Below are 25,265 nucleotides of genomic sequence, written 5' to 3'. Positions count from 1 at the left end.
CGTACGTGCGGGGTGACTCGGAGCTTGGCCGGTTTACCCCCGCTCTGTGCGACCCGGCAGCTGATGTGGCCGAGGAGGCACCTGTGGGGCAATTGTTTACGTCGTGTAAAGGCGCATGTCGCCCTCGTTCCATGCCCGTTCGGACGTGATGGGCAAGACCTCATTCCGGACAACTGTCTGTTCAGGCCATGACACTGACGGTCTTTCAGTGTGAAGATCTCCACGCCGCGCGGCACTCATCGCACGTTCTCCCCGGATGGCCGACACCGTCTTCCGGTCTTCCCACACGGCCGCCATCGAGCGGCCGGAAGGAGCAGGAGTGCCGAGATCCTTACGTCCCCGCAGGCCCGGACTGCCTCGTGGTCCCCAGCGCGTCGCGGGAGGCGCGCTGGTCGTCGTGACCGCCCTCATCGCCGCCGCGGCAGCGCCGGCGACCGGAGCGCCCGCCCAGCCGAAGCAGGTCCCGGCCCAGGCCCGGATCGCCGCGGAGCCCAGAGCGGGCGCGACCCCCGTCCCTCTCACCCCCTCCCAGCGCACCGGCCTTCTGAAGTCCGCGGCGAACTCCGCCAAAGGCACCGCCAGTTCCCTGAAACTGGGCGCCAAGGAGAAGTTGCTGCCGAAGGACGTCATCAAGGACGCCGACGGCACCGTCCACACCCGCTACGAGCGCACCTTCGCCGGACTCCCCGTGCTCGGCGGCGACTTGGTCGTCCATCAGCGCACCTCGGGCCGGACCGTCACCAGGGCGACCGACGCTCCGGTGTCCGTACCGACGACCGACGCCACGGTCGCCGCCTCGACGGCGAAGAAGTCCGCGCTCGCGGCCGCCAAGGCAGACGGTACCGGGCAGTTGAAGGCGGATGGAACACCGCGACTGGTCGTCTGGGCGGCCGACGACGCACCCGCCCTCGCCTGGGAGTCCGTGGTCACCGGCGTCGAGGACGACGGCTCTCCCCGCAAGGTGCATGTCGTCACCGACGCGAAGAGCGGCAAGAAGCTGCGGGAGTTCGAGACCGTCCACCCCGGCGTGGGCAAAGGCCAGTTCAGCGGTGAGGTCGACCTCGGCAGCACACGCAACGGAGACGTCTTCGAACTGACCGACACACAGCGCGGCGGCCACAGGACGTACGATCTGGGCGGCGCCACGAGTGGCACCGGCACGCTCTTCACCGGCGCCGACGACATCTGGGGCGACGGAGACCCGGCCAACCGTGAGACAGCCGCCGCGGACGCCGCGTACGGCGCCCAGAAGACCTGGGACTTCTACCACGACCAGTTCGGCCGCAACGGCATAGCCAACGACGGTGTCGGCGCGTCCTCCCGCGTCCACTACGGGAACAACGTTGTCAACGCCTACTGGGACGACGACTGCTTCTGCATGCTCTACGGGGACGGCAAGGACAACGCGAACCCGCTGACCGCGCTCGACGTCGCCGCCCATGAGATGACCCACGGCGTCACCAGCGCCACGGCGGACCTGTACTACTACAACGGCGAGTCCGGCGGTCTGAACGAGGGCAGCAGCGACATCATGGCCGCCGCCGTGGAGTTCTTCACGAACAACCCGAACGACGTGCCCGACTACGAGGTCGGTGAGCGGATCGACATCAACGGCGACGGCACGCCGCTGCGTTACATGGACCAGCCCTCCAAGGACGGCGACTCACAGGACTACTGGTCCACCGACACCGAAGGGCTCGACCCGCACTATTCCTCCGGCGTGGCGAACCACTTCTTCTACCTCCTCGCCGAGGGCAGCGGGCAGAAGACCGTCAACGGCGTCGACTACAACAGCCCGACCCACGACGGCGAGCCGGTCCCCGGCCTCGGCCTGCACAACGCCACGAACGTCTGGTACCGGGCGCTGACCACGTACATGACGTCCACCACCGACTACGCGGGCGCCCGCGTCGCGACCCTCCAGGCCGCCGCCGACCTCTTCGGCAGGTCCAGCGAGGCGTACGAGGCCGTCGGCAACACCTGGGCGGCCGTGAACGTCGGCCCGCGCTTCGTCAACCACGTCGCGCTGACGGCGCCCGCCGACCAGGAATCGGCGACCGGCCAGCCCGCCACGCTGAAGATCACGGCGGACACCAGCCGTCCGGGCGGCCTCACCTACGAGGCCACCGGTCTGCCCGACGGTCTGGCCATCGACCACGAGACCGGTCTGATCTCCGGAATCCCGGCAGAAACAGGGGAGTTCACCCCGACCGTGACGGCGAGCGCCGCGGACGGATCCGGAGCCGAGGCGGGCTTCGCCTGGAACGTCATCGCCTCGGGCGGCGACTTCTTCGTCAACCCGGGCAATGTGCGGATCCCCGACGCGGGCGATCCGGTCGAGTCCCCGCTCATCGTGACCGGCCGCACCGGCAACGCCCCGAGCGCCCTCCAGGTCTCGGTGGACATCGTCCACACCTACCGCGGTGACCTGGTCATCGACCTGGTCGGCCCCGGCGGCAGCACGTACAGGCTGAAGGACGTCGGCGACGACTCCGACGACGACGTACACACGACGTACACCGTCGACGCCTCCGCCGAACCGGCGGACGGCACCTGGAAGCTCCGCGTCCAGGACCGCTACTCGGTCGACACGGGCTACATCGACAGCTGGAAGCTGACCTTCTGATCCATGCTCCCGGGTCTGTGGTGCCGGCCGGCACCACAGACCCGGGACAGGCGTCGGAGGGTGGGGCTCCTGGGGCGAAACCGCCCACCAGGTTGGGCAGTTGCGGGCTTTACGGCCGGAGACGGCCTACCCCCGCCGGACACCGACGGGGACAATGAGGCGTTGGCCGGCTGCCACCGGGCCTCGTCGGTCACGCCGTGGCCGCGTCCCGCCGCAGTCGCGAGCCATCACGTGTTCCCGACGGGATATCGGGGGCACAGCCGCGCCCTTCGCAAGCGCGCACGCACCAGCGTCATGGCACGGAAGTACGGGCTCGGCATCACGGCACGGAAGCACGGCACGCCCGGCGACCGGTCGGGCGCGCTTGAACCTGACCGACCGTCTTCGGGGAGATTCGGGTGATGAGAGCACGCGATACCACCATCAGACGTTCCAGGCTCGCAGCCTCGGTGCTGAGCCTGCTCGTCGTGGCCGCCCTTGCGGTGTCCGGCACCAACGCGACCGCGGCGCCCACGGCCGCCGCCGCACCGTCCGCCGCCGCGCTGTCAGGTGCGGCCTCTGCCGTCGAATCCCTGGGGGTCGCCGGGACCAGCTGGGCCGTGGACGAGCGGACCGGGAAGCTGCGGGTGCTCGCCGACTCCACGGTCGGGGAGGCGGACCTGGCCGCGGTCCGTCGGGCCACCGGCCGTTTCGCCGGTGCCACCACCGTGGAGCGGCTCGACGGCCGGCTGCGCACCCTCCTGTCGGGTGGCGACGCCGTCTACGCGTCCAGCTGGCGCTGTTCGGCCGGGGTCAATGTGCAGAGCGGCTCCACCTACTACTTCGTCACCGCGGGCCACTGCACCGACGGCCTGCCCACCTGGTACACCAGTTCCGGCCTGACCACGATGGTCGGCCCCACCACCAGCACGAGCTTCCCCGGCAACGACTTCGGCGTCGTCCGGTACTCCAACCCGGCCGTGCCGCACCCCGGCACCATCGGAACCGTCGACGTCACCGGAACCGCGACCGCCTACGTCGGCCAGAGCGTCTGCCGTCGGGGATCGACCACCGGTGTCCGTTGCGGCAGGGTCACCGCGCTCAACGCGACCGTCAACTACGGGGGCGGAGACATCGTCTACGGGCTGATCCAGACCAACATCTGCGCCGAGCCCGGTGACAGCGGCGGTCCGCTCTACGCAGGCGACAAGGTCATCGGCATCCTTTCCGGCGGCTCCGGAAACTGCACCTCGGGAGGGACCACCTACTACCAGCCGATCCAGGAAGTGCTGAGCGCCTACGGCCTGACCGTGTACTGACGAGTCGTCGGACGTACTCCGCGTCAGCGCCCACCTCTCGGGGCGCTCCCCGACCGGGGCAGGTGGAGTGCCAGGTATGTCAAGCGGCCTTGGGCGGGCGGAAGACCAGCCCGAGGCCGCTTCTTCATGACCCGCCGCGCCAACTGCTGCACGCCTCTAGACATCCGATCTATTCCCCGGCGACGATGTTCGCGCCCTCGACAGATGTCGGTGTGGCTGCGACCTCCTCTGCGATAGAGCCGATGAATGGGCCGGGAGACTCACCGTGATCAATGAATCCCAACCGCAGCGACGAAGCATCCTCAAGTTCGGCGGAGCCTTCGCCGTCGCACCCCTGATCACTCAGCTGACCGGCGCAACCCCTGCGGGACAGGCCGTCGCCGCCGGGACCGGCGCGCCGGCGGCCGTTCAGTGGCCGACCCTGTCGCGCAAGGCGCTGAAGTACTCCGTACCCGCACTGGACTGGCAGTCGCAGGCCCTGCCGATCGGCAACGGCCGACTCGGCGCCATGCTCTTCGCCGATCCCTACGAGGAGCGCATCCAGTTCAACGAACAGAGCCTGTGGGGCGGGGTCAACAACTACGACAACGCTCTCGCCGGCAAGCCGGACAGTGACTTCGACACCGGCATGACCGGCTTCGGCTCCTACCGGAACTTCGGCGACGTCGTGGTCACCTTCGCTCCCCGTGCGAGACCGAAGATCACGGCCCCGGGCGGACCGTACAACAGCTCCTCGTCGGAGGGCGTCGACAGGACGTACGACGGTGAATCGAGCACCAAGTGGTGCATCGACGGGCCCGGTTCGAAGGTGCAGTGGCAGGTCGAGCTCCCCGAGCCCGTCGAAGTCGCGTCCTACCGTCTGACGAGTGCCAACGACGTGCCGGAGCGCGACCCGCAGGAGTGGAAGTTCTCCGGTTCGGCCGACGGGACCGCCTGGACCACGCTGGACAGCCGCACGCTGGACGCGCCCTTCGAGAGCCGTTTCCAGACGAAGGAGTTCACCTGTGCCGACGCAGGCTCCGACACCGCGGCCTACCGCTTCTACCGGTTCGACTTCGTCCCCAAGTCAGGCGTCAGCCACTTCCAGTTGAGCGAGATCGGCCTGTCCGGCGTCGACCTCGACGGGGGCGGTTCGATCTATCTGTCGTCACCGAGCGGGCACTCCAAGGGCGCCGGTTCCGTTTCCGGTTCCGGGGCCAAGTCCCGTGCCACGGACATCTCCAGATCGGTGGACGGCGATCCGGCCACGGTCTGGCGGGTCGACGACGCCGAGCCGAAGGTCGTATGGCAGGCCGAACTGCCCCGCGCCGTCGCCATCACCTCGTACGCGCTGACGGCGGCCCCGGACCGTCCTCGGGACGACCCCCGGCGATGGGTGCTGGAGGCATCGCAGGACGGGCGTGCCTGGACGACCCTCGACACGCAGAACCCCGGAGCGCCCTTCGCCGACCGAGGCAAGACCCGGACGTTCCGGATCACCAACACCACGGCGTACCGCGCGTATCGGCTCACCCTGACCCCCGGCGCGTCCTCCCGCGGCTTCCAGATCGCGGAGATCGCGCTGGAGGGCACGGGCTTCGACACGCGTACGCAGCGGTCGGTCGTCGACTACCAGCGCAGCCTCGACTTCGTGAACGGTGTCCACGTCACCCGCTTCGGCGCGCCCGGACAGCGCGTCCTGCGCGAGGCCTTCGCCGGCCGGTCCGCCGACGTCATGGTCTTCAGGTACACATCGGACGGCGCCCGGGAACTCTCCGGGGCGATCTCGCTGACGTCCGGACAGGACGAGGCCCCGACGACCGTCGATGCCGGCGCCGGGCGGATCGCCTTCAGCGGTGTCATGGGCAACGGACTCAAGCACACGTGCACCGTCCGCGCCGTCCACACCGACGGCGACCTCAGCGCGGACGGGTCGGTGCTCCGGTTCAGCGGCTGTACGACCCTGACCCTGTTCCTCGACGCCCGCACCGACTACAAGCTCGACGCCGCCGCCGGGTGGCGCGGACCCGATCCGGCGCCCATCGTCGCCAGGACGCTGGCCAGGGCGACCGCCCGGTCCTACAAGAAGCTGCGCGACGAGCACACTGCCGAGACACGCGCCCTCATGAACCGGGTCTCGGTCGCCTGGGGCACCTCCGACGACACCGTCGTCGCTCTGCCGACCGATGCCCGGCTCGCGCGTTACGCGGCGGGCGGCGAGGACCCGTCACTCGAGCAGGCCATGTTCGACTACGGTCGCTATCTGCTGATCAGCTCCTCCCGCCCGAACGGCCTGCCCGCCAACCTCCAGGGCCTCTGGAACGACAGCAACCAGCCGGCCTGGGCCTCGGACTACCACACCAACATCAACATCCAGATGAACTACTGGGGAGCCGAGACGACGAACCTGCCGGAGAGCCATGAGGCGCTCGTCAGGTTCATCGAGCAGGTGGCGGTGCCGAGCCGTGTGGCGACCCGCAACGCCTTCGGCAAGGACACACGCGGCTGGACCGCCCGCACCAGCCAGAGCATCTTCGGCGGCAACTCGTGGGAGTGGAACACCGTCGCGAGTGCCTGGTACGCCCAACACCTGTACGAGCACTGGGCGTTCACCCAGGACCTGGGCTACCTCCGTACCGTCGCCTACCCGATGATCAAGGAGATCTGCGAGTTCTGGGAGGACCATCTCAAGGAGCGCGAGGACGGACTTCTCGTCGCACCGAACGGCTGGTCCCCCGAGCATGGGCCGCGCGAGGACGGCGTCATGTACGACCAGCAGATCATCTGGGACCTGTTCCAGAACTACCTGGACTGTGAGGCGGCACTCAAGGCGGACCCCGCCTACCGGGCCAAGGTCACGGACATGCAGGCGCGCCTCGCGCCGAACAAGATCGGCAAGTGGGGTCAACTCCAGGAGTGGCAGGAGGACTTGGACGACCCCACCGACATCCACCGCCACACCTCGCACCTCTTCGCGGTCTATCCGGGCCGCCAGATCACCCCGAAGACGCCGGAGTTCGCGGCCGCCGCCCTCGTCTCGCTCAAGGCCCGGTGCGGAGAGAAGGATGGCGAACCGTTCACCGCCGGGACGGTGTCGGGCGACAGCCGCCGCTCGTGGACCTGGCCCTGGCGGGCGGCCCTCTTCGCGCGTCTCGGTGACGGGCACCGCGCCCAGATCATGCTGCGCGGACTGCTGACCTACAACACGCTGCCCAACATGTTCGGCAACCACCCGCCCTTCCAGATGGACGGCAACTTCGGCATCACGGGCGCCGTGGCGGAGATGCTCCTGCAGAGCCACGACGGCGTCATCCACCTGCTGCCCGCCCTGCCGGACGGCTGGAAGGCCAAGGGGTCCTTCACCGGGCTCCGCGCCCGCGGCGGCTACGAGATCGACTGCGAGTGGCGGAACGGGAAGGTCACGTCGTACAGAATCGTGGCCGACCGGGCGCGGAACCGGGGGAGCGTCACCGTGCGGGTGAACGGCGTCGACAGGAAGGTGAAGCCGGTCAAGCCCTGACGTGGGCACCGGATCACTGCCGAAGCAGCCATGCCGACGGCCGCCCGCCCCGCCACCTGACGCGGAGCGGCACGGCCGTCGGTATGGCGTCTCTCCGAAGGCCCGATGCCGTGGCCGCCCGACCACCGCAGACACAGACGCAGCCGCAGCCGCAGCCGTTCCGCCGGGTCAGGGACTCATCGGCCCGGCCAGCGCGTCGAGGACCGGCCCTCCCGCCAGGCCGAGTCCGACGGAGACGACCGTGACCGCGTACGCGACGACGCGTGCCGTGCGGTTCCCCTCGGCGGGGCCCGGCGAAGCGTCGCGGGAGACCGCGGGCACGATCCAGCGCAGGTAGTAGAAGAGGGACGCCACGGTGTTGACGGCGGCGAGGACGGCCAGCCATGCGTAGCCACCGTCGAACACGGCGCTGAACGCCTGGAGCTTCCCGAGGAAGACCGCGGTGGGCGGGGTGCCGACCAGGCCCAGCAGACAGACGACCAGGCTCGCCGCGAGGAGCGGGCGGTCCTTCGCGAGCCCCCGGTAGTCGTCCACCGTGTGGGCCCGGGGGAGGGCGCAGACGACGGCGAACGCCCCGAGGTTGGTGACCGTGTAGGCCGCGAGGTAGTACAGGAACGCCTGCTGTGCGAGATCCGAGCGGTCCACCACGGTCACCGGCAGGAGCAGGTATCCGACCTGACTGATCGTCGAGTAGGCGAGCAGCCGCTTCACGTCCCGCTGGAAGAACGCGCCGAGGTTGCCCAGCGTCATCGACGCGGCGGCGAGTACGGCGACCAGCGCCGCCCACGGCAGCGGGCCGCCCGCGAAGACCGCGTCACCGATACGGAAGAGCGCGGCGAGCGCCCCGATCTTGGGCAGCGTGGTGAGCAGCGCGGCCACCGGCGCACTGCTGCCCTGCACGGCGTCCGGCACCCAGAAGTGAGCCGGCACGCCGCCCGCCTTGAACAGCACACCGGCCAGCAGCCCGATCGCACCGACGGCGACCAGCGGCTCCGGGGCGTCACGCAGCGCGTCACTCAGCATCGGGTACAGGGTCGCGCGCCCGGCCGCGTACAGGACCGTGACACCGGCCAGCAGGAGTACGCCGAGCAGGGCGCCGACCACGTAGAACTTGAGGGCGGCCTCGGTGCCCGGACCGTCCTTGCGGAACCCGGCGAGCGTGTACGCGGGGATGCTCGCCAGGAGATACGCGGCGGCGAACAACAGCAGGTCCTGGGTGCCTGCCATCATCAGCGCGCCCAGGGCGGCCAGTTGCACCAGTACGTAGAACTCGCTCTCCCGGGGATCGCCTCGCAGAGGGCGGAAGGAGACGCCGAGGCCGAGGAGCGTGCCGCCGAGGACGACGATCCGGGACGCGCCGGTCACGGTATCGACGGCGAACGCCTCACCGAAGGCCGTCGTGGCGGGCTCGGTGGCGGCCACCGACGCCGCGACGATCCCCGCCACGCACGCGACGGCCGCCAGCAGTCCAACGGCCCACTGCCGGGCGCGCGGCAGCCAGGACCCGAGCAGCAGCCCGAGCACGGCCGAGGCGGCCAGCAGCACCTCGGGCAGCAGATCGAGTGGGTTCTCGTTCATCTCGGTCATCGGGCGAGCAACTCCAGGACCGAGCGGGAGGCCGGCTCGATGACATCCAGCAGGAAGCGCGGCGCCACACCGAGGACGACGGCCAGAACGAGCAGCGGAACCACGGCGAGGCCCTCGTGCACCCGCAGGTCGGCGAAGGCACGCGGTGTTCCCGGCGCGTCGGGCAGCCGCAACGGCCCCGTGAACACCTGGCGCAACGCCCGCAGGAACAGCCCGGCCGTGAGGACGATGCCGAGCACCGACAACGCTGTGGCCAGCGGCTGAGGCCCGAGACTGCCGGTGAAGATCTGGAACTCGGCGATGAAACCGGAGAAGCCCGGCAGCCCGAGCGAGGCGAAGGCCGCGACACCCGTCATCGCGGCGAACACGGGCGCCACGGCGGCGAGTCCGGAGTACGCGCCCATGTCGTAGGTGCGTCCGCGTTCGTGGAGCACCCCCGCGAGGAGGAACAGCGCACCGGTCAGCAGCCCGTGGCTCACCATCTGGGTCACGGCTCCGGTGACGGCGAGGGACCGCGCCTGCTCGGAGCTGTCCGCCGTCGCGGCTGCCGCGCCGAGGGCCAGCACGATGTATCCCATGTGGTTCACGGAGGTGTACGCGACCATCCGCTTGAAGTCGGTCTGCGCGAGCGCGACCAGCGCCCCGTGGAGGACGGAGACCACGCCGATGACGACCAGCACGAGGGCGTACCGCCGCCAGGCCTCGGGGAGGATCGGCATGGCGATGCGTACGAATCCGTACGTGCCCATCTTCAGCAGCACCCCGGCCAGGATCGCCGAACCGGCCGCGGGCGCCTCGACATGGGCCGGCGGCAGCCAGGTGTGGAAGGGCACGGTCGGGGTCTTGACCGCCAGACCGACCACGACGGCCAGCAGCACCAGGGCCCCGTAGACGGACCGGCCGGCGAGCGGGTTCTGCTCGGTCAGCTCGACGATGTCGAAGGTGTGCGGCGACGCGGCGAGATACAGGCCGATGAAGCCGAGCAGCAGGGCGAGCGACCCGATGAACGTGTAGAGGAAGAACTTCAGCGCGGCGCGGGCGGCCTCGCGGTGGCCCCATCCGGCGATGACGAAGTACATCGCCACGATCGACAGGTCGAAGAAGACGAAGAAGAGGATCAGGTCGAGGGCGACGAAGAGCCCGAGGCAGGTGGTCTGAAGGAAGAGGAACAGCGCCGCGAACTTGCGGATCCGGCGGTTCTCGCGCAGCGAGTAGAGCGCGCAGGCGAGGAACAGCAGACAGGTCAGGGCGAGCAGCGGCAGCGACAGGCCGTCGACGCCGACGTGGTAGCCGACCCCCGCGCCCGGAATCCAGCGGGCGCGTTCCTCGAACTGCATGCCCCCGCCCGGCTCGTACCCCGCCCACACCACGAGGACCAGGGCCAGTTCGAGGGCCGACGCCGTCACCCAGACGGCACGGAACACGGCCGGTGCCGTACGGCGGGGCAGCGCGAACAACAGCAGCGCGACGGCCGTGGGCGCGAAGACGAGGGCGGTCAGCAAGACGCTCACCTCACAAGGACGAGGACGACGGCGAGGACGGTGAAGGCGGCGACGGCCTGGGCGAGGTACTGGTGCAGCTGTCCGGTCTGCGGGCGGCGGGCCCAGCGGCCGAGGACACGGGTTCCGGCGGCGACCGCGCCGACCGTGCCGTCGACCGCACGTTCCACGACGTCGTTCGTCCAGCGGGCGAGCCGGACGGCGGCCGAGGCCGAACCGTCGACGGCACGGTCCAGCACCCGGTCGTCGAACGCCGCGGCGGCGCGCGCCAGTCGCATCGTGGGCGCGACCAGCAGGACGTGGGCCGCGCGTTCGAGGCCCAGCCAGTCGGCGAACCCCGACTTCGCCCGCGCCGCCAAGGGCAGCGGGCGCGCGCCCCAGCCCCAGGCTGCCGCGGCGGCAAGGACAGCTAGACCGGCGGAGAGAGCGAACTCCCAGATGTGCGGGGAGGGTTGACTCGACGCGGCGAGGACACGTTCCACGCTGTCGAGCATCGGCGGGAAAGCGAGCGCCACCAGCGCCACACACGCGAAGGCCAACAGGACGAGAGGCCACACGGCTCCGACCGGGATGCGCCGGGCGTCGGGGTGCGCCACCGCCGGACGCCATACGAACCACAACGCCTTGGCGCTGTAGACCGCGGACAGGAGGGCCCCGGCGAGCCCGGCCGCGTACAGCCAGGGACTGCGTTCCAGGGCTCCGGCGAGCAGTACGTCCTTGGCGGCCCAGAGGGAGAGCGGCGCAAGCCCGGCCAGGGAGAGCGCAGCCGCGGTGAAGGCCATGCCGACCGTACGGTGATGGCGCGCCGCGCCGAGCAGCGCGGGCAGTTGCTGGGTTCCCAGCGCGGTCAGCCAGGCGCCCGCCGCGAGAAACAGCAGGCTCTTCGCCGCCGCGTGCGCGATGAGCTGGAGCGTGCCGCCGGTCGTCGCCCCCGCTCCGGCCGCGAGGACCATGAAGCCGATCTGCGCACAACTCGACGCGGCCAGCAGCTGTTTGAGGTCGATCTGCGCGATCGCGACGAGCCCGAGGAGGACGGCTGTGGCCGCACCCGTCCAGGCGACAACGTCGTCGCCCCAGCCGGAGGCGTCCAGCAGCGGTCCGATCCGCAGCAGCAGGTACGCGCCCGCGACGACCATGGTCGCCGAGTGCAGCAGGGCGGAGACCGGACTCGGGCCCCGCATCGCCTTCGACAGCCAGAAACTGAAAGGGAGTTGGGCCGACTTGCCGAGGGCCGCGACCACGATGCCCGCGGTGATGAACGACAGCCACGGTTCCTCGGCCCGCGCGAGGCCGTCGAGCGAGAGTGACGCGTACGAGTTCTGACCGCCGCCGCTCGCGAGTGCCGCGCCCGCCGCCAGATAGAGGCCGAGGTCAGCGGTGCGGGTGGTGAGGAACGCGGTGTCGGCCGCGCTCGTACGCTCCGGGTCCCGCCACCAGTAGCCGATCAGCGCCCATGAGGTGGCACCCATGACCTCCCAGCCCATCAGCAGGACTGGGAGAGTGGCGGCGGTGACCGTGACGAGCATGCTCCCGGCGAACAGCAGCATCAGCCCGAAGAACCGCGCCCGAGCCTCGCCCCCGCCGGACTCCGACTTATCGGACTCCGACCTGCGGGACTCCGGCGCGCCGAACTCCGCCGCGCTGAAAAGGAGTACGACGAGGGTGACCGCGGTGACCGTGACCGCCATGAGCCCCGACAGACCGTCCACCGTGAGTCGCATCGGCAGACCGTCGAGGAACGGGGCCTGCGCGCTCGGGTGCCGGAACGCCGCGGCGACGGCGAGCCCCAGCGCGGCGGCCGCGACCGCGAGCGCCACGCCCGGTGCCGCACGATCGGCCTGCCGCCCCACCACCAGGAGCAGCACACCGACGCCGAGGGGCAGGGCGACCAGCGCCCACAGTAGAGCGCTCACTCCTTCAACTCCGCCGCCATGTCGGTCATGTCGATCTCCCGCGACCGGAACAGGGCGGTGACGACGGCGAACCCGATCGCCATCTCCAGGGCCATCGCCGTGACCGCCACCACGATCAGGACCTGCCCCTCGGCCGCCGCTGGAGCGATGTAGTGCCACGCGGCCGCGGCGGCCAGGATGACCCCGCCGAGCATCAGCTCAAGTCCCATCATCAGCATCACGATGGACTGCTGGGTGAGGGCACCGAACAGACCGACGCAGAACAGCGCGGCGGCCAGCAGCAGAAACAGCTCCAGACTCACCGGCCGACACCGCCCCGTACGGGATCGTCCGCGCGCCGCGCCCGCAGGTCGTCGCCGAACCGGTCGTACCGTCCCCGGCGGGTGGCCAGCACCACGGTCGCGACGATCGTCGCGAACAGGGCCATGCCCAGGGTCATCATCGTGAGCATCTGCGGGCCCATGAGCGACATGCCGAGTTCCATGGTCGGATCGGCGGGCGCCTTCCCCCGGCGGGCAGGCCAGGGCGCGAGCAGGATCCCGACGGCCAGCAGCGCGAACACCAGGCCGCAGACGACCGCCGCGCCCTTCTTGTTGTGGATCATCGTCATCGGCATGAGCCCGGCCGGGTTCATCATGTACATCACCATGAAGACCGCCATGATGGCCATCTCGATCGTCATCATCAGCACGATGACGATGCCCAGATAGTCCAGTCCCAGCAGGACGACCAGGCCGCCCACGCACAGCAGCGAGGCCAGCAGGGAGAACGTCGCCCGCGCCATGGAGTCGAAGCGGAACACCATCACCGCGCCGGCCACCGCAAGGACGGCCAGCACCCAGAAGACCGCGACATCCATCGCCGTACGTCACCTCGCTTCCGTCAGGGAACTCACCGGTTCAGCACCACCACGGCCACGACAAGCGCCTGCACGATCGCCAGCGGCGTCAACACGACCCAGGCCAGCTCCAGATAGCGCTCCATGCGCACAGTCGGAATCGCGCGCCGGATCCCCACCAGGAAGGCCAGGACGGCGGCCGTCTTGAGTACGGTCCAGGCCCAGCCGGGCAGCAGCGGCCCGTGCCCGCCGCCCAGGAAGAGCGGCACACTGAACGCCGCGGCCACGACCAGCAGCAGCCACCGGCCGCCGAGGAAGAGCACCCGGTCCGCGCCCGACAACTCGGCGCTCGCGCCGCCCGCCACATCCCGTCCGGCGGGCTGGTCGAACGGCCCCCAGAACGCCATCGCCATCGCGCTCAGCAGATAGATCCCGAAGGCCACCGGCATCCACACCACGAACCACAACCCGGCCTGGGCGTCCACGACTTGACCGACCCGGAGCGACTCGGCGCCGAGTGCGGCCGTGGTGATGGCCAGCATGTGCGGCAGCTCGTACGCCAGCCCCTGTGCGAGGAAGCGGTAGCCGCCGATGAGTGAGAGCGTCGAGTTCGGACCCCAGCCCGCCAGCCAGACCGCCGCCCACGCCAGCGCCTCCATCGCGTTGAACCAGACGATCCCGTCCGGCAGATCGCTCACCGACCGGAAGCCGAGGGGCAGTACGACCGCGGCCAGGACGGCGGCGACAGGGAGGAGACCGGCGCCGATCCGGGCCAGGGGCAGATCCGAGGCCCGGGTCCGCCGAGGCTGCTGGACGAGATACCGGAGGACCTGGCGACCGGGCTCCGCCGCGCGGACCACCGTTTCCCGCAGCGATCCGGGCCGCCCGCGCCGGGCCCCGGCCGCGAGCACGGCGTCGAACCCGGCCGTCACCAGGGCTGCCCCGAGCAGCAGCGCGGGCAGGACGAACACCGCCCACAGCGGAGTGCGCTCACCCATGGCTGTGGACCGTCCAGGGCGCCGGCACGTGGGTCAGCTCGTCGAGATCCGGATCCAGGCTCGCGACGATGATCCGGGCATAGGCGAACTCCGTTCCTTCGAGCAGCTGGGGGAGGCTGTCCAGCATGGCCTTCGAGGGAGGTACGGGTGTGTCGAGTCTCCCGCGAGGTCCAACGACCTCGGCGGGGTCCAGCGCCTCGGTGACATCGCAGTCCGCCGCACTCCGACCCACCGCGTCGAGCCACACGAGCATGCGGCTGTACGCGTCCCCGTCCGCGACCAGGGCCGGTCCTGTCACCCCACGCTGACGTGCCTGCTCGGCGGGCAGCGTTCCGAGCCCTGTCGTCAGCCACCGCAGCGTCCGCGAGCGCTGGGCTCGACGGATCAACGGGCTTACGAGGGAGGTGAGTTCGGCGGCAGCGGCTCCGGCGAGGGCGCGATCCCGTGCGTGGCGGGTGCGCGCGGCCATGTCGTCCCAGCCGGCCACGGCGAAGAACCTGCCCAGGCTGTCCAGGTGGGCCGCGCACAGTCGTCGCGCCGCGTCGCCGCGCGAAACGTGCTCGCCGCCGGCCGTGCGCAGCCACGGTTCGTTCCAGAAGGGCGGGTGCGGGGACGGGGGAGTGGCCACCGGTTCGACGGTGACCTCCTGAACGATGTCGCCCTGGAGGGCCAGGCGCAGGATGAGCCCCGCGGGCCAGTCGGCGAGCACGGGTCCGAGCGGCACGTGCAGCACGTCGAGCCGGAGACCGTCCCGGTCGTCGGCCCGGTCCGCCATGGGCAGTCCCTCGACGAGGCCCATGTCGTGACCTGTGTGACCGTGATGCCCACCGTGCGTGTCGTGACCGTCGTGGTCCGAATGTGGAGCGGGATCGTCACCCTTCCGCTGGTGCTCGTGGTGCTCGTGGTGCTCGTGGTGCTCGTGGTGGGCGTCGTGTGCCTCGTGTGCGTGGTCGTCCTCGTGTTCTGGCTCTCCGTGCACAAGGTCCGCCAGCCCGCTGTCCAGAGCGTCGGCGGCCTGCTCGGGATCAGTGACCCACACCCGGGCCTTGGGCGCCGGAATGCCCTGCCACAGCCCCGCGACCCAGTCGCTCTCCCCGCCCTCACCCTTGCCCTCGCCCTCACGAACGCCGACGATGACCAGCAGATCGGCCTCCGCCGGCCCGCTCGCACACGGCCAGCCGCGACGCGCCAACTCCGCTTCCACCGCGAGCCGTTGCCGCGTGGCGCCGGGGTACACCGCGAGGAGAACGCCCGGCCGCGACACGGCCACCCGCACGAGCCTGCGCCTCAGCTCCACCGGAATGCCCCCTCGCGCCAGGCGTACGCGACGCCCGCGAGCAGGATGCCCAGGAAGAGGAACATCTCGACGACCGCACTCGTGCCGACGGCCGAGACGACCTTCGTCCACGGATACATGAAGAGCATCTCCATGTCGAAGGCGAGGAAGACCATCGTGACGGGGTACCAGCGCACGTGGAACCGCGAGAGCGGGTGTTCCTGAGGTTCGAGACCGCCGCTGAACGGGCCGGTGTGCACGGGCTCGCGGACCGCCCGCAGTGCGACGGACAGGGCATGCAGGAGTACGACGGCCGCGACGATCAGTACGAGGAGTACGAGGAGTACGAGTACCGGTTGCCAGTCCGATGTCGCCACAAGGGCCCCTTCCCGACGATCGCTCTCGGACGGTCACCACGGCAGGCAGCATGTCAGCAGCCAGGGGTGTAAGGAACGCACGACACCTGCCTCCGGTCAGTTCGCCGCGCGGAACGAGCGCAGCCGCAGGGAGTTGCCCACGACGAACACCGAGGAGAAGGCCATGGCCGCTCCGGCGATCATCGGATTGAGCAGACCGGCCGCGGCGAGCGGCAGGGCGGCCACGTTGTAGGCGAAGGCCCAGAAGAGGTTGGACCGGATGGTGCCGAGGGTGCGGCGGGCGAGGCGGATGGCGTCGGCCGCGGCGCGCAGGTCTCCTCGTACGAGCGTCAGGTCGCCGGCCTCGATCGCGGCGTCCGTGCCGGTGCCCATGGCCAGGCCCAGGTCGGCCTGGGCGAGGGCGGCCGCGTCGTTGACGCCGTCGCCGACCATCGCGACCGAACGGCCCTCGTCCTGAAGCCGCTTGACGACGTCGACCTTGTCCTGCGGCAGCACCTCCGCGATGACGTCCTCGGGCGCGATACCGACCTCGCGGGCGACCGACTCGGCCACGGCCCGGTTGTCGCCGGTCAGCAGGATCGGCGTCAGGCCGAGCGCGCGCAGCCGTGTGATCGCCTCCGCGCTGGTGTCCTTCACGGCGTCGGCGATTTCGAGGACTGCCCGTGCCTCGCCGTCCCAGGCGACCGCGATGGCGGTGCGTCCCGCCGCCTCCGCCTCGGCCTTGGCCCGCGCCAGGTCCTCGGGCAGTTCCATGGCCCAGTCGGCGAGCAGCCGCTCACGGCCCACGAGAACGGCGTGACCGTCGACGATGCCCTGCACACCGAGACCGGGCACGCTCGCGAAGTCCTCGGGTGTGGGCAGCGAACCCAGCTTCCCAAGCGCCCCGTCGGCGACGGCGCGAGCGATCGGGTGCTCGGAGGAGTGCTCCAACGCGCCTGCCAGGCGCAGGACTTCGGCCTCGTCGGTGCTGTCGGTGTCAGAGGTGTGCACGGCCAGCAGGGTCATACGACCGGTCGTGACGGTGCCGGTCTTGTCGAGCACGATGGTGTCGACGCGGCGAGTGGACTCCAGGACCTCGGGGCCCTTGATGAGGATGCCGAGCTGGGCGCCACGGCCCGTGCCGACCATGAGCGCGGTCGGGGTGGCCAGACCGAGGGCGCACGGGCAGGCGATGATCAGTACGGCGACCGCGGCGGTGAAGGCGGCCGTCAGCCCGGACCCGTTGCCCAGCCAGAAACCGAGGGTGCCCAGCGCGAGCGCGATGACGACCGGCACGAACACGGCGGAGATGCGGTCCGCGAGGCGCTGCGCGGCGGCCTTCCCGTTCTGTGCGTCCTCCACCAGCCTGGCCATTCGGGCGAGTTGGGTGTCGGCGCCGACCCGTGTGGCCTCGACAACCAGCCGACCTCCCGCGTTGATCGTGGCGCCGGTGACCGGGTCGCCCGTGGAGACCTCCACCGGCACGGACTCACCCGTGAGTATCGAGGCGTCCACCGCCGAGGATCCCTCGACCACCGTCCCGTCCGTGGCGATCTTCTCGCCCGGGCGTACGAGGAAGCGGTCGCCGACCTTCAACTCGGCGGTGGGGACCGTCTGTTCGCGGCCGTCGGGACGCAGCAGGGTGACGTCCTTCGCGCCCAGCTCCAGCAGTGCCTTGAGCGCCGCGCCCGCCTTCCGTTTGGAGCGGGCCTCGAAATACCGGCCGGCCAGGATGAATGCGGTCACGCCCGCGGCGGCCTCCAGGTAGATGTTCCCGGCGCCGTCGCCCCGGGCGATCGTCAGCTCGAAGGGGTGCGTCATGCCGGGCGTGCCCGCGGTGCCGAGGAACAGGGCCCACAGCGACCACAGGAACGCGGCCGAGGTGCCCACCGAGATCAGCGTGTCCATGGTGGCCGCGCCGTGCCGCGCGTTGGTGAACGCGGCCTTGTGGAACGGCCAGCCGGCGTACGTCACGACCGGCGCCGCCAGCGTCAGGGACAGCCACTGCCAGTACTCGAACTGCAGGGCCGGGACCATCGCCATCGCGATGACGGGAACGGCGAGCACCACCGCGGTGATCAACCGCTCGCGCAGCGGCCGCAGTTCGTCGTCCGCGCCCGCCGATTCGTTGTCGCCCTCGGACTCGCTGCGTACGGGCTCCGGCTCGTGCGCGGTGTACCCGGTCTTCTCGACGGTGGCTATCAGGTCCTGGACGGAGACGTCACCGTCGTAGGCGACCTTGGCCTTCTCGGTGGCGTAGTTGACGGTCGCGGTGACCCCGTCCATGCGGTTGAGCTTCTTTTCGATACGCGCCGCGCACGAGGCGCAGGTCATGCCGCCGATGGCGAGCTCTACCTCGGCGCCGGTCGTCGTGGTGGTCATGGCTGCTCCTCGTACGGGGTGGGTGGCCGGGATCCGGCGATGCGCGGGCCCCGACCGGTGCGGGGGGAGTGCCCGGGTCAGGCCCTGCCGGTCAGCTCGTAGCCGGCGTCGTCGACGACCTCGGCGATCAGCGTGTCGTCCGGCTCGGCGGTGCCGATGACGGTGACCCGACCGGTGTCGAGGTCGACGTCGACACTGCTCACGCCGTCCAGCTCGCCGATGACCTCGGTGAGCGTGGCCTTGCAGTGGCCGCACGTCATGCCGGAGACGGCGTAGGTCGTGGTGACGGTGACGCTCTCGCCGGCGGTCGCGCGGTCGGTGGTGGCGGTCGAGCAGGAGCCGTCGGTGGAGCAGCAGGACGAGGACATGGGTTCCTCCTGGTGAGTACAGCCGGTGGGTCTTGGATACGGGGTGGGGGTATCCGTGTCGAGATCCTGTATACCCCTGTAGGGTATCTGACGCAAGCCGTTCGATCGCCTTGACTTTATACCCCCTAGGGGTATGTTGAAGTGCATGGAGGGGCCTCGCCTCCCAGTCATCGGCCCCCGTCCCTCAGGAGATGGCCATGCATACCGGAGTGAAGATCACAGCGTTCGCCGCCGCACTCGCCGCGACCTTCGGCACCGCCTACGGCGTGGGCCAGGGCATCGACCCCGTCGTCGCGGACCGCGAGCCCGCGAGCCACGACACCCACGCGGAACCGTCACCGGAGCCGGAAGGAGGCGGCGGCCCCGCCGAACACGAATCAACCCAGGAGGGCCAGTCGCTCCCGGCCGGCGGACTGCAGATCTCCGAGAACGGCTACACCCTCGACCTGAAGACGCCCCGGATCGAAGCCGGGCAGCGCGCCGACCTGCGCTTCACCATCCAGGACGAGAAGGGTCGCGCGGTGACCTCGTACAAGCGCGAACACGAGAAGGAACTCCACCTCATCGTGGCCTCGCGAGACCTGGTCACCTACCGCCACCTGCACCCCACCCGCGCCGCCGACGGCACCTGGAGCATCCCCGTCGAGCTGCCCCGGGCGGGCGGTTACCGGGTCTTCGCCGACTTCACCCCGGCGAAGAAGGGGGCCGAGAACCTCACCCTCGGCGCCGACCTCGCGGCCTCGGGCCCGTACGAGGCGAAGGGGCTGCCTGCGGCGAGCACGACTGCGAAGGTCGACGGTTACGAGGTCAAGCTGGCGGGCGGACTGCGACCGGGCGTGGCGGGCGAGGTGGAGCTGAACGTCTCCCGCGACGGCAAGCCCGTCACCGACCTCCAGCCCTATCTCGGTGCCTACGGCCACCTGGTCGCCCTGCGCTCCGGCGACCTCGCGTACCTCCACGTCCACCCCAACGGCGAACCCGGTGACGGGAAGACCAAGTCCGGCCCCGGCATCTCGTTCACGGCCACCGCGCCGAGCCCGGGCGCGTACCGCCTCTTCCTCGACTTCAAGCACCAAGGCGTGGTCAGGACCGCTGCGTTCACCGTTCACGCGGGTGAGGCATCGGGCGGAAACGGCGATCACAGCGAGGCCTCAGAAGAGGCCACCGGAGAGACCTCGGGCGGGCACGGGCACTGAAGGGGACCCTCCGTTCTGAGTCGGATCGTCGAACGCCACGTACTGAGCGGGTACATAGGGTCAGCGATCGGTGAGCCGGAGAACGGGCCCGGCTCCCCCGAAGGGTGGCGTCATGACGGGACCGCTTCTGGGCTGGGCGTTGGTGGTGTTGGGCGTCGGCATGGCCGGCGGCAACCTGCTTCGTATGGCTCTCGTCAGAGGCTGGGCCCGGTTCGAGGCGGCGGCCGAGGCCGTGATGGGCGGGGGCATGGCCGTGATGGCCGCGCCACCGACGGCGGCCCACTACGGCACGTACAGCACCTGGTGGGCCGCGGTGTTCGGCGCCTTCTGTCTCGGAGGCGTGGCACTGTCCGTACGGCATGCCGCCCGGGGCGGTCTGAAGTACCTGCGTCATGGCGGCCACGTCGTGATCGGCAGTGCCGCGATGGTGCTCATGACGCTGGCCATGTCCGGGACGACGTCCTCACCCGCTCTCGCGCTGGCCGGTTCCTCCGGGCACGGAGGGATGTTGGGCATGGCCGGTATGGAGAGTGCGGGCGCCCACGGTCACGGCGGTGTGGCCGAGGCGGCCGGCTCCTCGGGAGGCGCACTCGCCTGGCGTGTGGCCTTCTGGGCGCTGGCCGCGTACTTCGTGATCTTCATGGCTCTGGCCGTGCGCGCCCGCCTGCGCGGCAGGGACGGGTGGCGGCCGGCCGTGGCCGCCGGCGCGCGGGCCCGCCACCGTCACGCCCGACGGCATCCCTCGCTGCTCACCGTGCCGAACGCTCGCCTGGCCGGTCACGTCGGAATGGGCGGATCGATGGCGACGATGCTGCTGATGATGGCCACCTGAGGACGGCCGCCTGGCGACAGCTGCCTGACGACGGCCCTGACGTCATGGCGTGTCCTGGACCGGGAGGCGCAGCCGGAGTTCGTATCCGCCGTCGGCCGTGGGGCCGGACGTGACGGTGCCGCCCAGGAGTTCGGCCCGCTGGCGGAGGCCGACGAGGCCGTGATGGGCGCCGGGCAGGGGGAGCGCGGGACGGGTGGGGGAGGCGTTGGTGACGGTGGCGTGGACGGTGTCGTCCGCGTGATGGACATGGATCGTGGCGGTGGCCCCGGGAGCGTGCTTGCGTACGTTGGTCAGCGCCTCCTGGACCGTGCGGTAGACGGCGCGCTGGACGGTCGCCGGCAGGTCGTCGGGCAGGTCCGTGCGCAGCGCGGCCTCGATGCCGCTGGTGTCGACCAGCCGCTGGAGGTCCGCCAGGGACGGCTGCGGAGTCAGCTCCGTGGGACGGCTTCCGGAGGCGCGCAGCACGCCGACCATGTGCCGCAGTTCGTCCAGTGTCTGCACGCTGAGCCGCCGGATCGTGGCCGCCGCCTCTCTCGCCTCCGGGTCCCGCGTGCCCACCTGGAGCACTCCGGCCCGTACGGCGATCAGGCTGACCTGATGGGAGACCACGTCGTGCATCTCCCGTGCGAGCTGCGCGCGTTCCTTCGCGAGCACGCCCTGGGCCAGCAGCCGACGCTCGTGCTCCCGCGCCTCGGATATCTCGGACAGCCGCAGGGACAGTTCGCGTCCGGTCTGGACGAGCTGGCCGAGGAAGACGGGCGCGACCGCCGTGGCCAGGCTGTAGGTGACCGTGAGCAGGTCGGAGGAGTCCGACAGATCGGCGAACTCCGGCGAAGGCCACGACCACCACGTGATGTCGCATGCCGCGAACGCCAGCGCGCACAGGGCCAGGAGCACGCGACGACGGCTGAGGGAGGCGAGGGTGTAGAGCGCGATCAGAGTGGCGAGCACCGCGTCGCCGACCAGGGCCGCGGGCAGGGCGAACAGGAACGTCGCCAGCGGCAGACGGCGACGGAGTACGAGAGAGAACGCGGCGAGCAGCGCACAGGCCATGCGCAGCCGCTCCTCGCTGTCGTAGTGGATCCAGACGTCCAGCAGGGACACCGCGACGAGCATGGCGTCCATGAGCGGGGCGGGCAGACGGCGGTGTCTCAGGCGCGCTTCCGGTCCTGCGGGTCCCGTGAGTCCGGCGAGTCCCGCGAGGGGCTTCATCCGTCCTCCGGGTCCCGCGGTGGCCTGAGCAGGCCCGCGCGTTCGGCGAGCAGGGCCGCCTGGACGCGGCTGCCCACCTCCAACTTGGCGAGGACGGCGCTCACATGGTCCTTGACCGTGCCGATGCTCAGATGCATCCGCGCCCCGATACCGGTGTTGGACAGTCCCTCGGCGATGAGGACGAGGACCGCACGCTCGCGTTCGGTCAGCCGGGCCACGCAACGGGCGGCCTCCTCGTGGGGACCGTTGTCCAGATACCCGTCGACCACGGTCCGGGTGACCCGGGACGACAGGACGACACCGCCGTCGGCCAAACTGCGTACCAGCAGCGGAAGTTGTACGGGATCGGTGTCCTTGAGCAGGAACCCGGCCGCCCCCGAACGCAGTGCCGTCGCCACGTACTCGTCCATGTCGAAGGTCGTGAGCATGGCCACCGTGGGCGGCTGCGGCAACCGGCGCAGATCGGCCAGGACGGTGAGCCCGTCCACGTCCGGCATCCGGATGTCGAGCAGCACGACGTCGGGACGCAACTCCCGTGCCGAGTGGACGGCCTGGCCGCCGGGGACCGCCGCCACGACCTCGATCCCGTCCGCGGAGTCGAGGATGTGCCGGAAACCCGTACGGATCAGAGCCTCGTCGTCGACCACCAGTACCCGGATCACCTGCGCTCCCCTCGCCCCGGGGCCGCCAATGGACTCCTACGACGCCCAGGAGCATCCTCCGGTTCCTTCGCGTCGGCGCTCGCCGGGAGACGGGGGCGGCTCCGGCCGGTCGGCGGGGCAACTCCGGCCACCTGCCGGATGGGTCGGAGCCCGCACGCGCCCGATGCTGAAGCACATGACAGACGACGCGCCATCGGTCTCAACGGCTATCACCCCGGCGCCTGCCTCGGAACGAGGCAGCACTCCCACCAGCACCGCCAATCCCAACGCCACTCCCACCACCGCTTCCGCGCCGTCGACGGGACGGCTGATAGGCATCGACCTGGCCCGCGGACTCGCGGTCTTCGGCATGTACGCGGCCCATGTCGGCCCGGATCCGTCGGTGGGCGGGCCGCTGGGCTTCGTCCTGGAGCTGGCGCGCGGGCGCTCCTCCGCGCTCTTCGCCCTGCTCGCCGGTTTCTCGCTCGTCCTCATCACCGGCCGCCCGCACCCCCGCACCGGCCGGGCCGGACGGCAGGCCGTCGGAAGGATCCTCATCCGCTCCGTGGTCCTGGTCGTGCTGGGCTTCGCCCTGACCGCACTGGACACCGACGTCGACGTGATCCTCGCGTTCTACGGACTGACCTTCCTCGCCGTGCTCCCGCTGTACCGGCTGCGGGTCCGCACGCTCGCGGCCATCGGCGCGGCGTGCGCGTTGGTCATGCCCCAACTCCTGTACGTGATACGCCAGTCGATCGACAACGGGGACTGGGCCGACACCGTCATCAGCTGGGACCCGCTGGCGCGGATCAGCGACACGGACGGTCTCGTCGAGCTGCTGTTCACCGGCGAGTACCCGGTGCTCACCTGGATGCCGTTCATGATCGTCGGCATGGTGGTGGCCCGGCTCGACCTCGGCCTGGCCAAGGTCCGTGCCCGACTCGCCCTGGCAGGCGGCGGGTTGGCCGTCCTCGGATACGGCGGCTCCTGGGTCGCCCTGCGCCTCGTCCCGCACGCGCAGGCCACCGTCGCCGCGGCCACGGACGGGGACTCGGCGGCCTCGGCCTGGTGGTCCGACACCGTCGGCTACCTCACGGACGGCACCCCGGCCGCCTGGCTGCTGGTGGCCGCGCCGCACAGCCAGACGACCTTCTCCATCCTCGGCAACACGGGCGCCGCGCTCCTCGTGGTGGCCGCGTGCGTCGCCGTCACGGCCCGGATGCCCCGAGTCACGCGCCTGGCCACGCCCGTCGCCGCGGTCGGCATGATCTCGCTGACCGCCTACGTCCTGCACATCCTCGCCATCCACGTGGTCGGCATGGAGGAGGAGACCGTCCCGGCCCTGGTCGCGCTGCTCGCCTTCATCGCGACCGCCATGCTGCTGGCGACCGCATGGACACGACGGTTCCGCCGCGGCCCTCTGGAGTACCTGCTCCACGCCACCACACGCGTCACCCGCCACATCAAATGACGTCCGGATCACAGTGAACGCCCTGCCGCCCGGCCCGACCGGGCGGCAGAGGCGCGGGTGTTGAGGGGGAGCATGCCGTAGCCTGCCGCGATGCCGACAAGTGCGGTGCGGGCGGCCAGGACGGGGCCGCGTTCAGGGAGTCGGCCCGGGCTTCGGGCCCCGCGACTTGGCGAGATACCCCTGGTAGGTATCATCCCTTCGTACCCACTCCGGTGGGCACCCGAGACGCAAGGGAACCCATGGCCAGTGTCCGCGACGAGGCGGTGAACCGCCTCGGACGGCTCGCTCGACCGCGATCGACGTCGCGGTTCGCCGGGTTGCTCGTGAGCGCGCTGCTCCTCGGCCTGGTCGGTATGCACGGCCTGGGGCCGCTTCCCATGGGTTCCGGTCACGACCCGATGCCGGTGGCCGCGCCCATGAGCGTGGTGGCGTCGATGCCGGACGTGTGCGATCACGGCGAGGGCGGCTGCACGGGCCACGCCCAGCACGCGGATCCGACGTGTGCGTCCGCGTCGGTCGCCGGTTCACCCGCGATGGTGCCGGTGCTGCTGCCCGACGTGGCGGCCTGCGCCGACGCACCGCGAGCCGGTACTGCCTCGACCGGCAGCGGTCCCGATGGCGGCCGGGCGCCGCCCTCACTCTCCGAACTCCAACTCCTGCGGATCTAGAGCGGCCAGCGAGGCGTCGCACGCCATTCGGCGCGGCGCCGCGCTCCGGCATGCCCTTCACCCCTCCCATCCCAGGAGTTCCACCATGACCGCGCAACGCGCAATCGCCCGCCGCACCGCCCTCTCCGTCACTGCGGGAGCGGCCGCGCTCGTCCTCGCCGCCTGCGGCAGTGACGGCGGCAGCGGAGGACACGACATGGGGTCCATGGAGTCCGGCTCCAGCCCCACCGCGACCGCCTCGGCCAAGGCCGGCGACCACAACGACGCGGACGTCGACTTCTCCAAGGAGATGATCCAGCACCACCGCCAGGCCGTCGACATGGCCGAACTGGCCGCCGACCGTGCCTCCTCGCAGGAGGTCAAGGACCTGGCCACGAAGGTCAAGGGTGCACAAGACCCGGAGATCGAAACCATGTCCGGCTGGCTCACCTCGTGGGGCGAGGACGTGCCCGAGGAGATGTCCGGCGCCATGGACCACGACATGTCGTCGGCCATGCCCGGCATGATGAGAAAAAAAAAAAAAAAAAAAAAAAAAAAAAAAAAAAAAAAAAAAAAAAAAAAAAAAAAAAAAAAAAAAAAAAAAAAAAAAAAAAAAAAAAAAAAAA

Annotated in this window: 20 protein-coding genes; 8 read left to right on the top strand and 12 right to left on the bottom strand. The window is 70.4% G+C overall.

What is annotated here, in order from left to right:
* Positions 1-319 precede the first annotated feature (319 nt).
* The 3 genes from ACIBEI_RS29315 (at position 320) to ACIBEI_RS29305 (ending at position 7,423) form a co-directional block, all read left to right on the top strand.
* Positions 320-2,626 carry a M4 family metallopeptidase gene (locus tag ACIBEI_RS29315; protein ID WP_398893242.1) on the top strand — a complete coding sequence of 769 codons (2,307 nt, stop codon included), beginning with the start codon at positions 320-322 and terminating at the stop codon, positions 2,624-2,626.
* A 401-nt stretch (positions 2,627-3,027) separates the two neighbouring features.
* Positions 3,028-3,924, top strand: a complete 897-nt coding sequence (locus tag ACIBEI_RS29310; protein WP_398893241.1) for a S1 family peptidase — start codon at positions 3,028-3,030, stop codon at positions 3,922-3,924.
* Positions 3,925-4,189: 265 nt separating this feature from the next.
* Positions 4,190-7,423, top strand: coding sequence for a glycosyl hydrolase family 95 catalytic domain-containing protein (locus tag ACIBEI_RS29305; RefSeq protein ID WP_398893240.1), 3,234 nt, complete (start codon positions 4,190-4,192; stop codon positions 7,421-7,423).
* Between the two features lie 168 nt (positions 7,424-7,591).
* Here the strand turns inward: ACIBEI_RS29305 and ACIBEI_RS29300 are convergent, their stop codons facing one another.
* The 10 genes from ACIBEI_RS29300 to ACIBEI_RS29255 all read right to left on the bottom strand — a co-directional run bounded on the left by ACIBEI_RS29300 (position 7,592) and on the right by ACIBEI_RS29255 (position 18,640).
* Positions 7,592-9,010, bottom strand: coding sequence for an NADH-quinone oxidoreductase subunit N (locus ACIBEI_RS29300; protein ID WP_398893239.1), 1,419 nt, complete (start codon positions 9,008-9,010; stop codon positions 7,592-7,594).
* Positions 9,007-10,512 carry a NuoM family protein gene (locus ACIBEI_RS29295; protein WP_398893362.1) on the bottom strand — a complete coding sequence of 502 codons (1,506 nt, stop codon included), beginning with the start codon at positions 10,510-10,512 and terminating at the stop codon, positions 9,007-9,009. The genes ACIBEI_RS29300 and ACIBEI_RS29295 overlap by 4 nt, the downstream gene beginning before the upstream one ends.
* A 5-nt stretch (positions 10,513-10,517) precedes the next feature.
* Entirely contained in the window at positions 10,518-12,422 is a 1,905-nt protein-coding gene (locus tag ACIBEI_RS29290) for an NADH-quinone oxidoreductase subunit L (RefSeq protein ID WP_398893238.1), read from the bottom strand.
* Positions 12,419-12,724 (bottom strand): NADH-quinone oxidoreductase subunit K, encoded by a 306-nt coding sequence (locus tag ACIBEI_RS29285; RefSeq protein WP_359843530.1) that lies wholly within the window; start codon positions 12,722-12,724, stop codon positions 12,419-12,421. The genes ACIBEI_RS29290 and ACIBEI_RS29285 overlap by 4 nt, the downstream gene beginning before the upstream one ends.
* On the bottom strand, positions 12,721-13,281 hold the full coding sequence (locus ACIBEI_RS29280) for an NADH-quinone oxidoreductase subunit J (RefSeq protein ID WP_398893237.1): 561 nt from the start codon (positions 13,279-13,281) through the stop codon (positions 12,721-12,723). Before ACIBEI_RS29280 ends, ACIBEI_RS29285 begins: the two co-directional genes overlap by 4 nt.
* A 32-nt stretch (positions 13,282-13,313) precedes the next feature.
* The gene (locus ACIBEI_RS29275; protein ID WP_398893236.1) at positions 13,314-14,258 is read right to left on the bottom strand and encodes an NADH-quinone oxidoreductase subunit H; all 945 of its coding nucleotides are present in this window, start codon (positions 14,256-14,258) and stop codon (positions 13,314-13,316) included.
* Positions 14,251-15,555: a hypothetical protein gene (locus ACIBEI_RS29270; protein ID WP_398893235.1), complete on the bottom strand. Its 1,305-nt coding sequence runs from the start codon at positions 15,553-15,555 to the stop codon at positions 14,251-14,253. The genes ACIBEI_RS29275 and ACIBEI_RS29270 overlap by 8 nt, the downstream gene beginning before the upstream one ends.
* Positions 15,546-15,911, bottom strand: a complete 366-nt coding sequence (locus tag ACIBEI_RS29265) for an NADH-quinone oxidoreductase subunit A (protein WP_398893234.1) — start codon at positions 15,909-15,911, stop codon at positions 15,546-15,548. Before ACIBEI_RS29265 ends, ACIBEI_RS29270 begins: the two co-directional genes overlap by 10 nt.
* A 96-nt stretch (positions 15,912-16,007) precedes the next feature.
* Entirely contained in the window at positions 16,008-18,272 is a 2,265-nt protein-coding gene (locus ACIBEI_RS29260) for a heavy metal translocating P-type ATPase (protein ID WP_398893233.1), read from the bottom strand.
* Between the two features lie 77 nt (positions 18,273-18,349).
* The gene (locus tag ACIBEI_RS29255; protein ID WP_398893232.1) at positions 18,350-18,640 is read right to left on the bottom strand and encodes a heavy-metal-associated domain-containing protein; all 291 of its coding nucleotides are present in this window, start codon (positions 18,638-18,640) and stop codon (positions 18,350-18,352) included.
* Between the two features lie 197 nt (positions 18,641-18,837).
* Here ACIBEI_RS29255 and ACIBEI_RS29250 point away from each other — a divergent pair, with 197 nt between their 5' ends.
* Positions 18,838-19,836, top strand: a complete 999-nt coding sequence (locus ACIBEI_RS29250; RefSeq protein WP_398893231.1) for a hypothetical protein — start codon at positions 18,838-18,840, stop codon at positions 19,834-19,836.
* A gap of 112 nt (positions 19,837-19,948) precedes the next feature.
* Complete coding sequence (locus tag ACIBEI_RS29245; protein WP_398893230.1) at positions 19,949-20,668, top strand: DUF5134 domain-containing protein; 720 nt, start codon at positions 19,949-19,951, stop codon at positions 20,666-20,668.
* A 42-nt stretch (positions 20,669-20,710) separates the two neighbouring features.
* Here ACIBEI_RS29245 and ACIBEI_RS29240 read toward each other — a convergent pair whose 3' ends face one another.
* Positions 20,711-21,793 carry a sensor histidine kinase gene (locus ACIBEI_RS29240; RefSeq protein ID WP_398893361.1) on the bottom strand — a complete coding sequence of 361 codons (1,083 nt, stop codon included), beginning with the start codon at positions 21,791-21,793 and terminating at the stop codon, positions 20,711-20,713.
* An 83-nt stretch (positions 21,794-21,876) separates the two neighbouring features.
* Positions 21,877-22,542: a response regulator transcription factor gene (locus tag ACIBEI_RS29235; protein ID WP_359843550.1), complete on the bottom strand. Its 666-nt coding sequence runs from the start codon at positions 22,540-22,542 to the stop codon at positions 21,877-21,879.
* Between the two features lie 175 nt (positions 22,543-22,717).
* Here ACIBEI_RS29235 and ACIBEI_RS29230 point away from each other — a divergent pair, with 175 nt between their 5' ends.
* The 3 genes from ACIBEI_RS29230 to ACIBEI_RS29220 form a co-directional block, all read left to right on the top strand.
* On the top strand, positions 22,718-23,992 hold the full coding sequence (locus ACIBEI_RS29230) for a DUF418 domain-containing protein (protein ID WP_398893229.1): 1,275 nt from the start codon (positions 22,718-22,720) through the stop codon (positions 23,990-23,992).
* Positions 23,993-24,231: 239 nt separating this feature from the next.
* On the top strand, positions 24,232-24,660 hold the full coding sequence (locus ACIBEI_RS29225; protein WP_398893228.1) for a DUF6153 family protein: 429 nt from the start codon (positions 24,232-24,234) through the stop codon (positions 24,658-24,660).
* 85 nt (positions 24,661-24,745) lie between these two features.
* A partial coding sequence (locus ACIBEI_RS29220; protein ID WP_398893227.1) for a DUF305 domain-containing protein occupies positions 24,746-25,265 on the top strand: 520 nt, incomplete at its 3' end.

It is taken from the genome of Streptomyces sp. NPDC050988 (assembly GCF_044456225.1).
GTDB lineage: Bacteria > Actinomycetota > Actinomycetes > Streptomycetales > Streptomycetaceae > Streptomyces.
The sequence above is the reverse complement of the archived record's forward strand: the minus strand, read 5'-3'. Positions and strand labels throughout refer to the sequence as shown.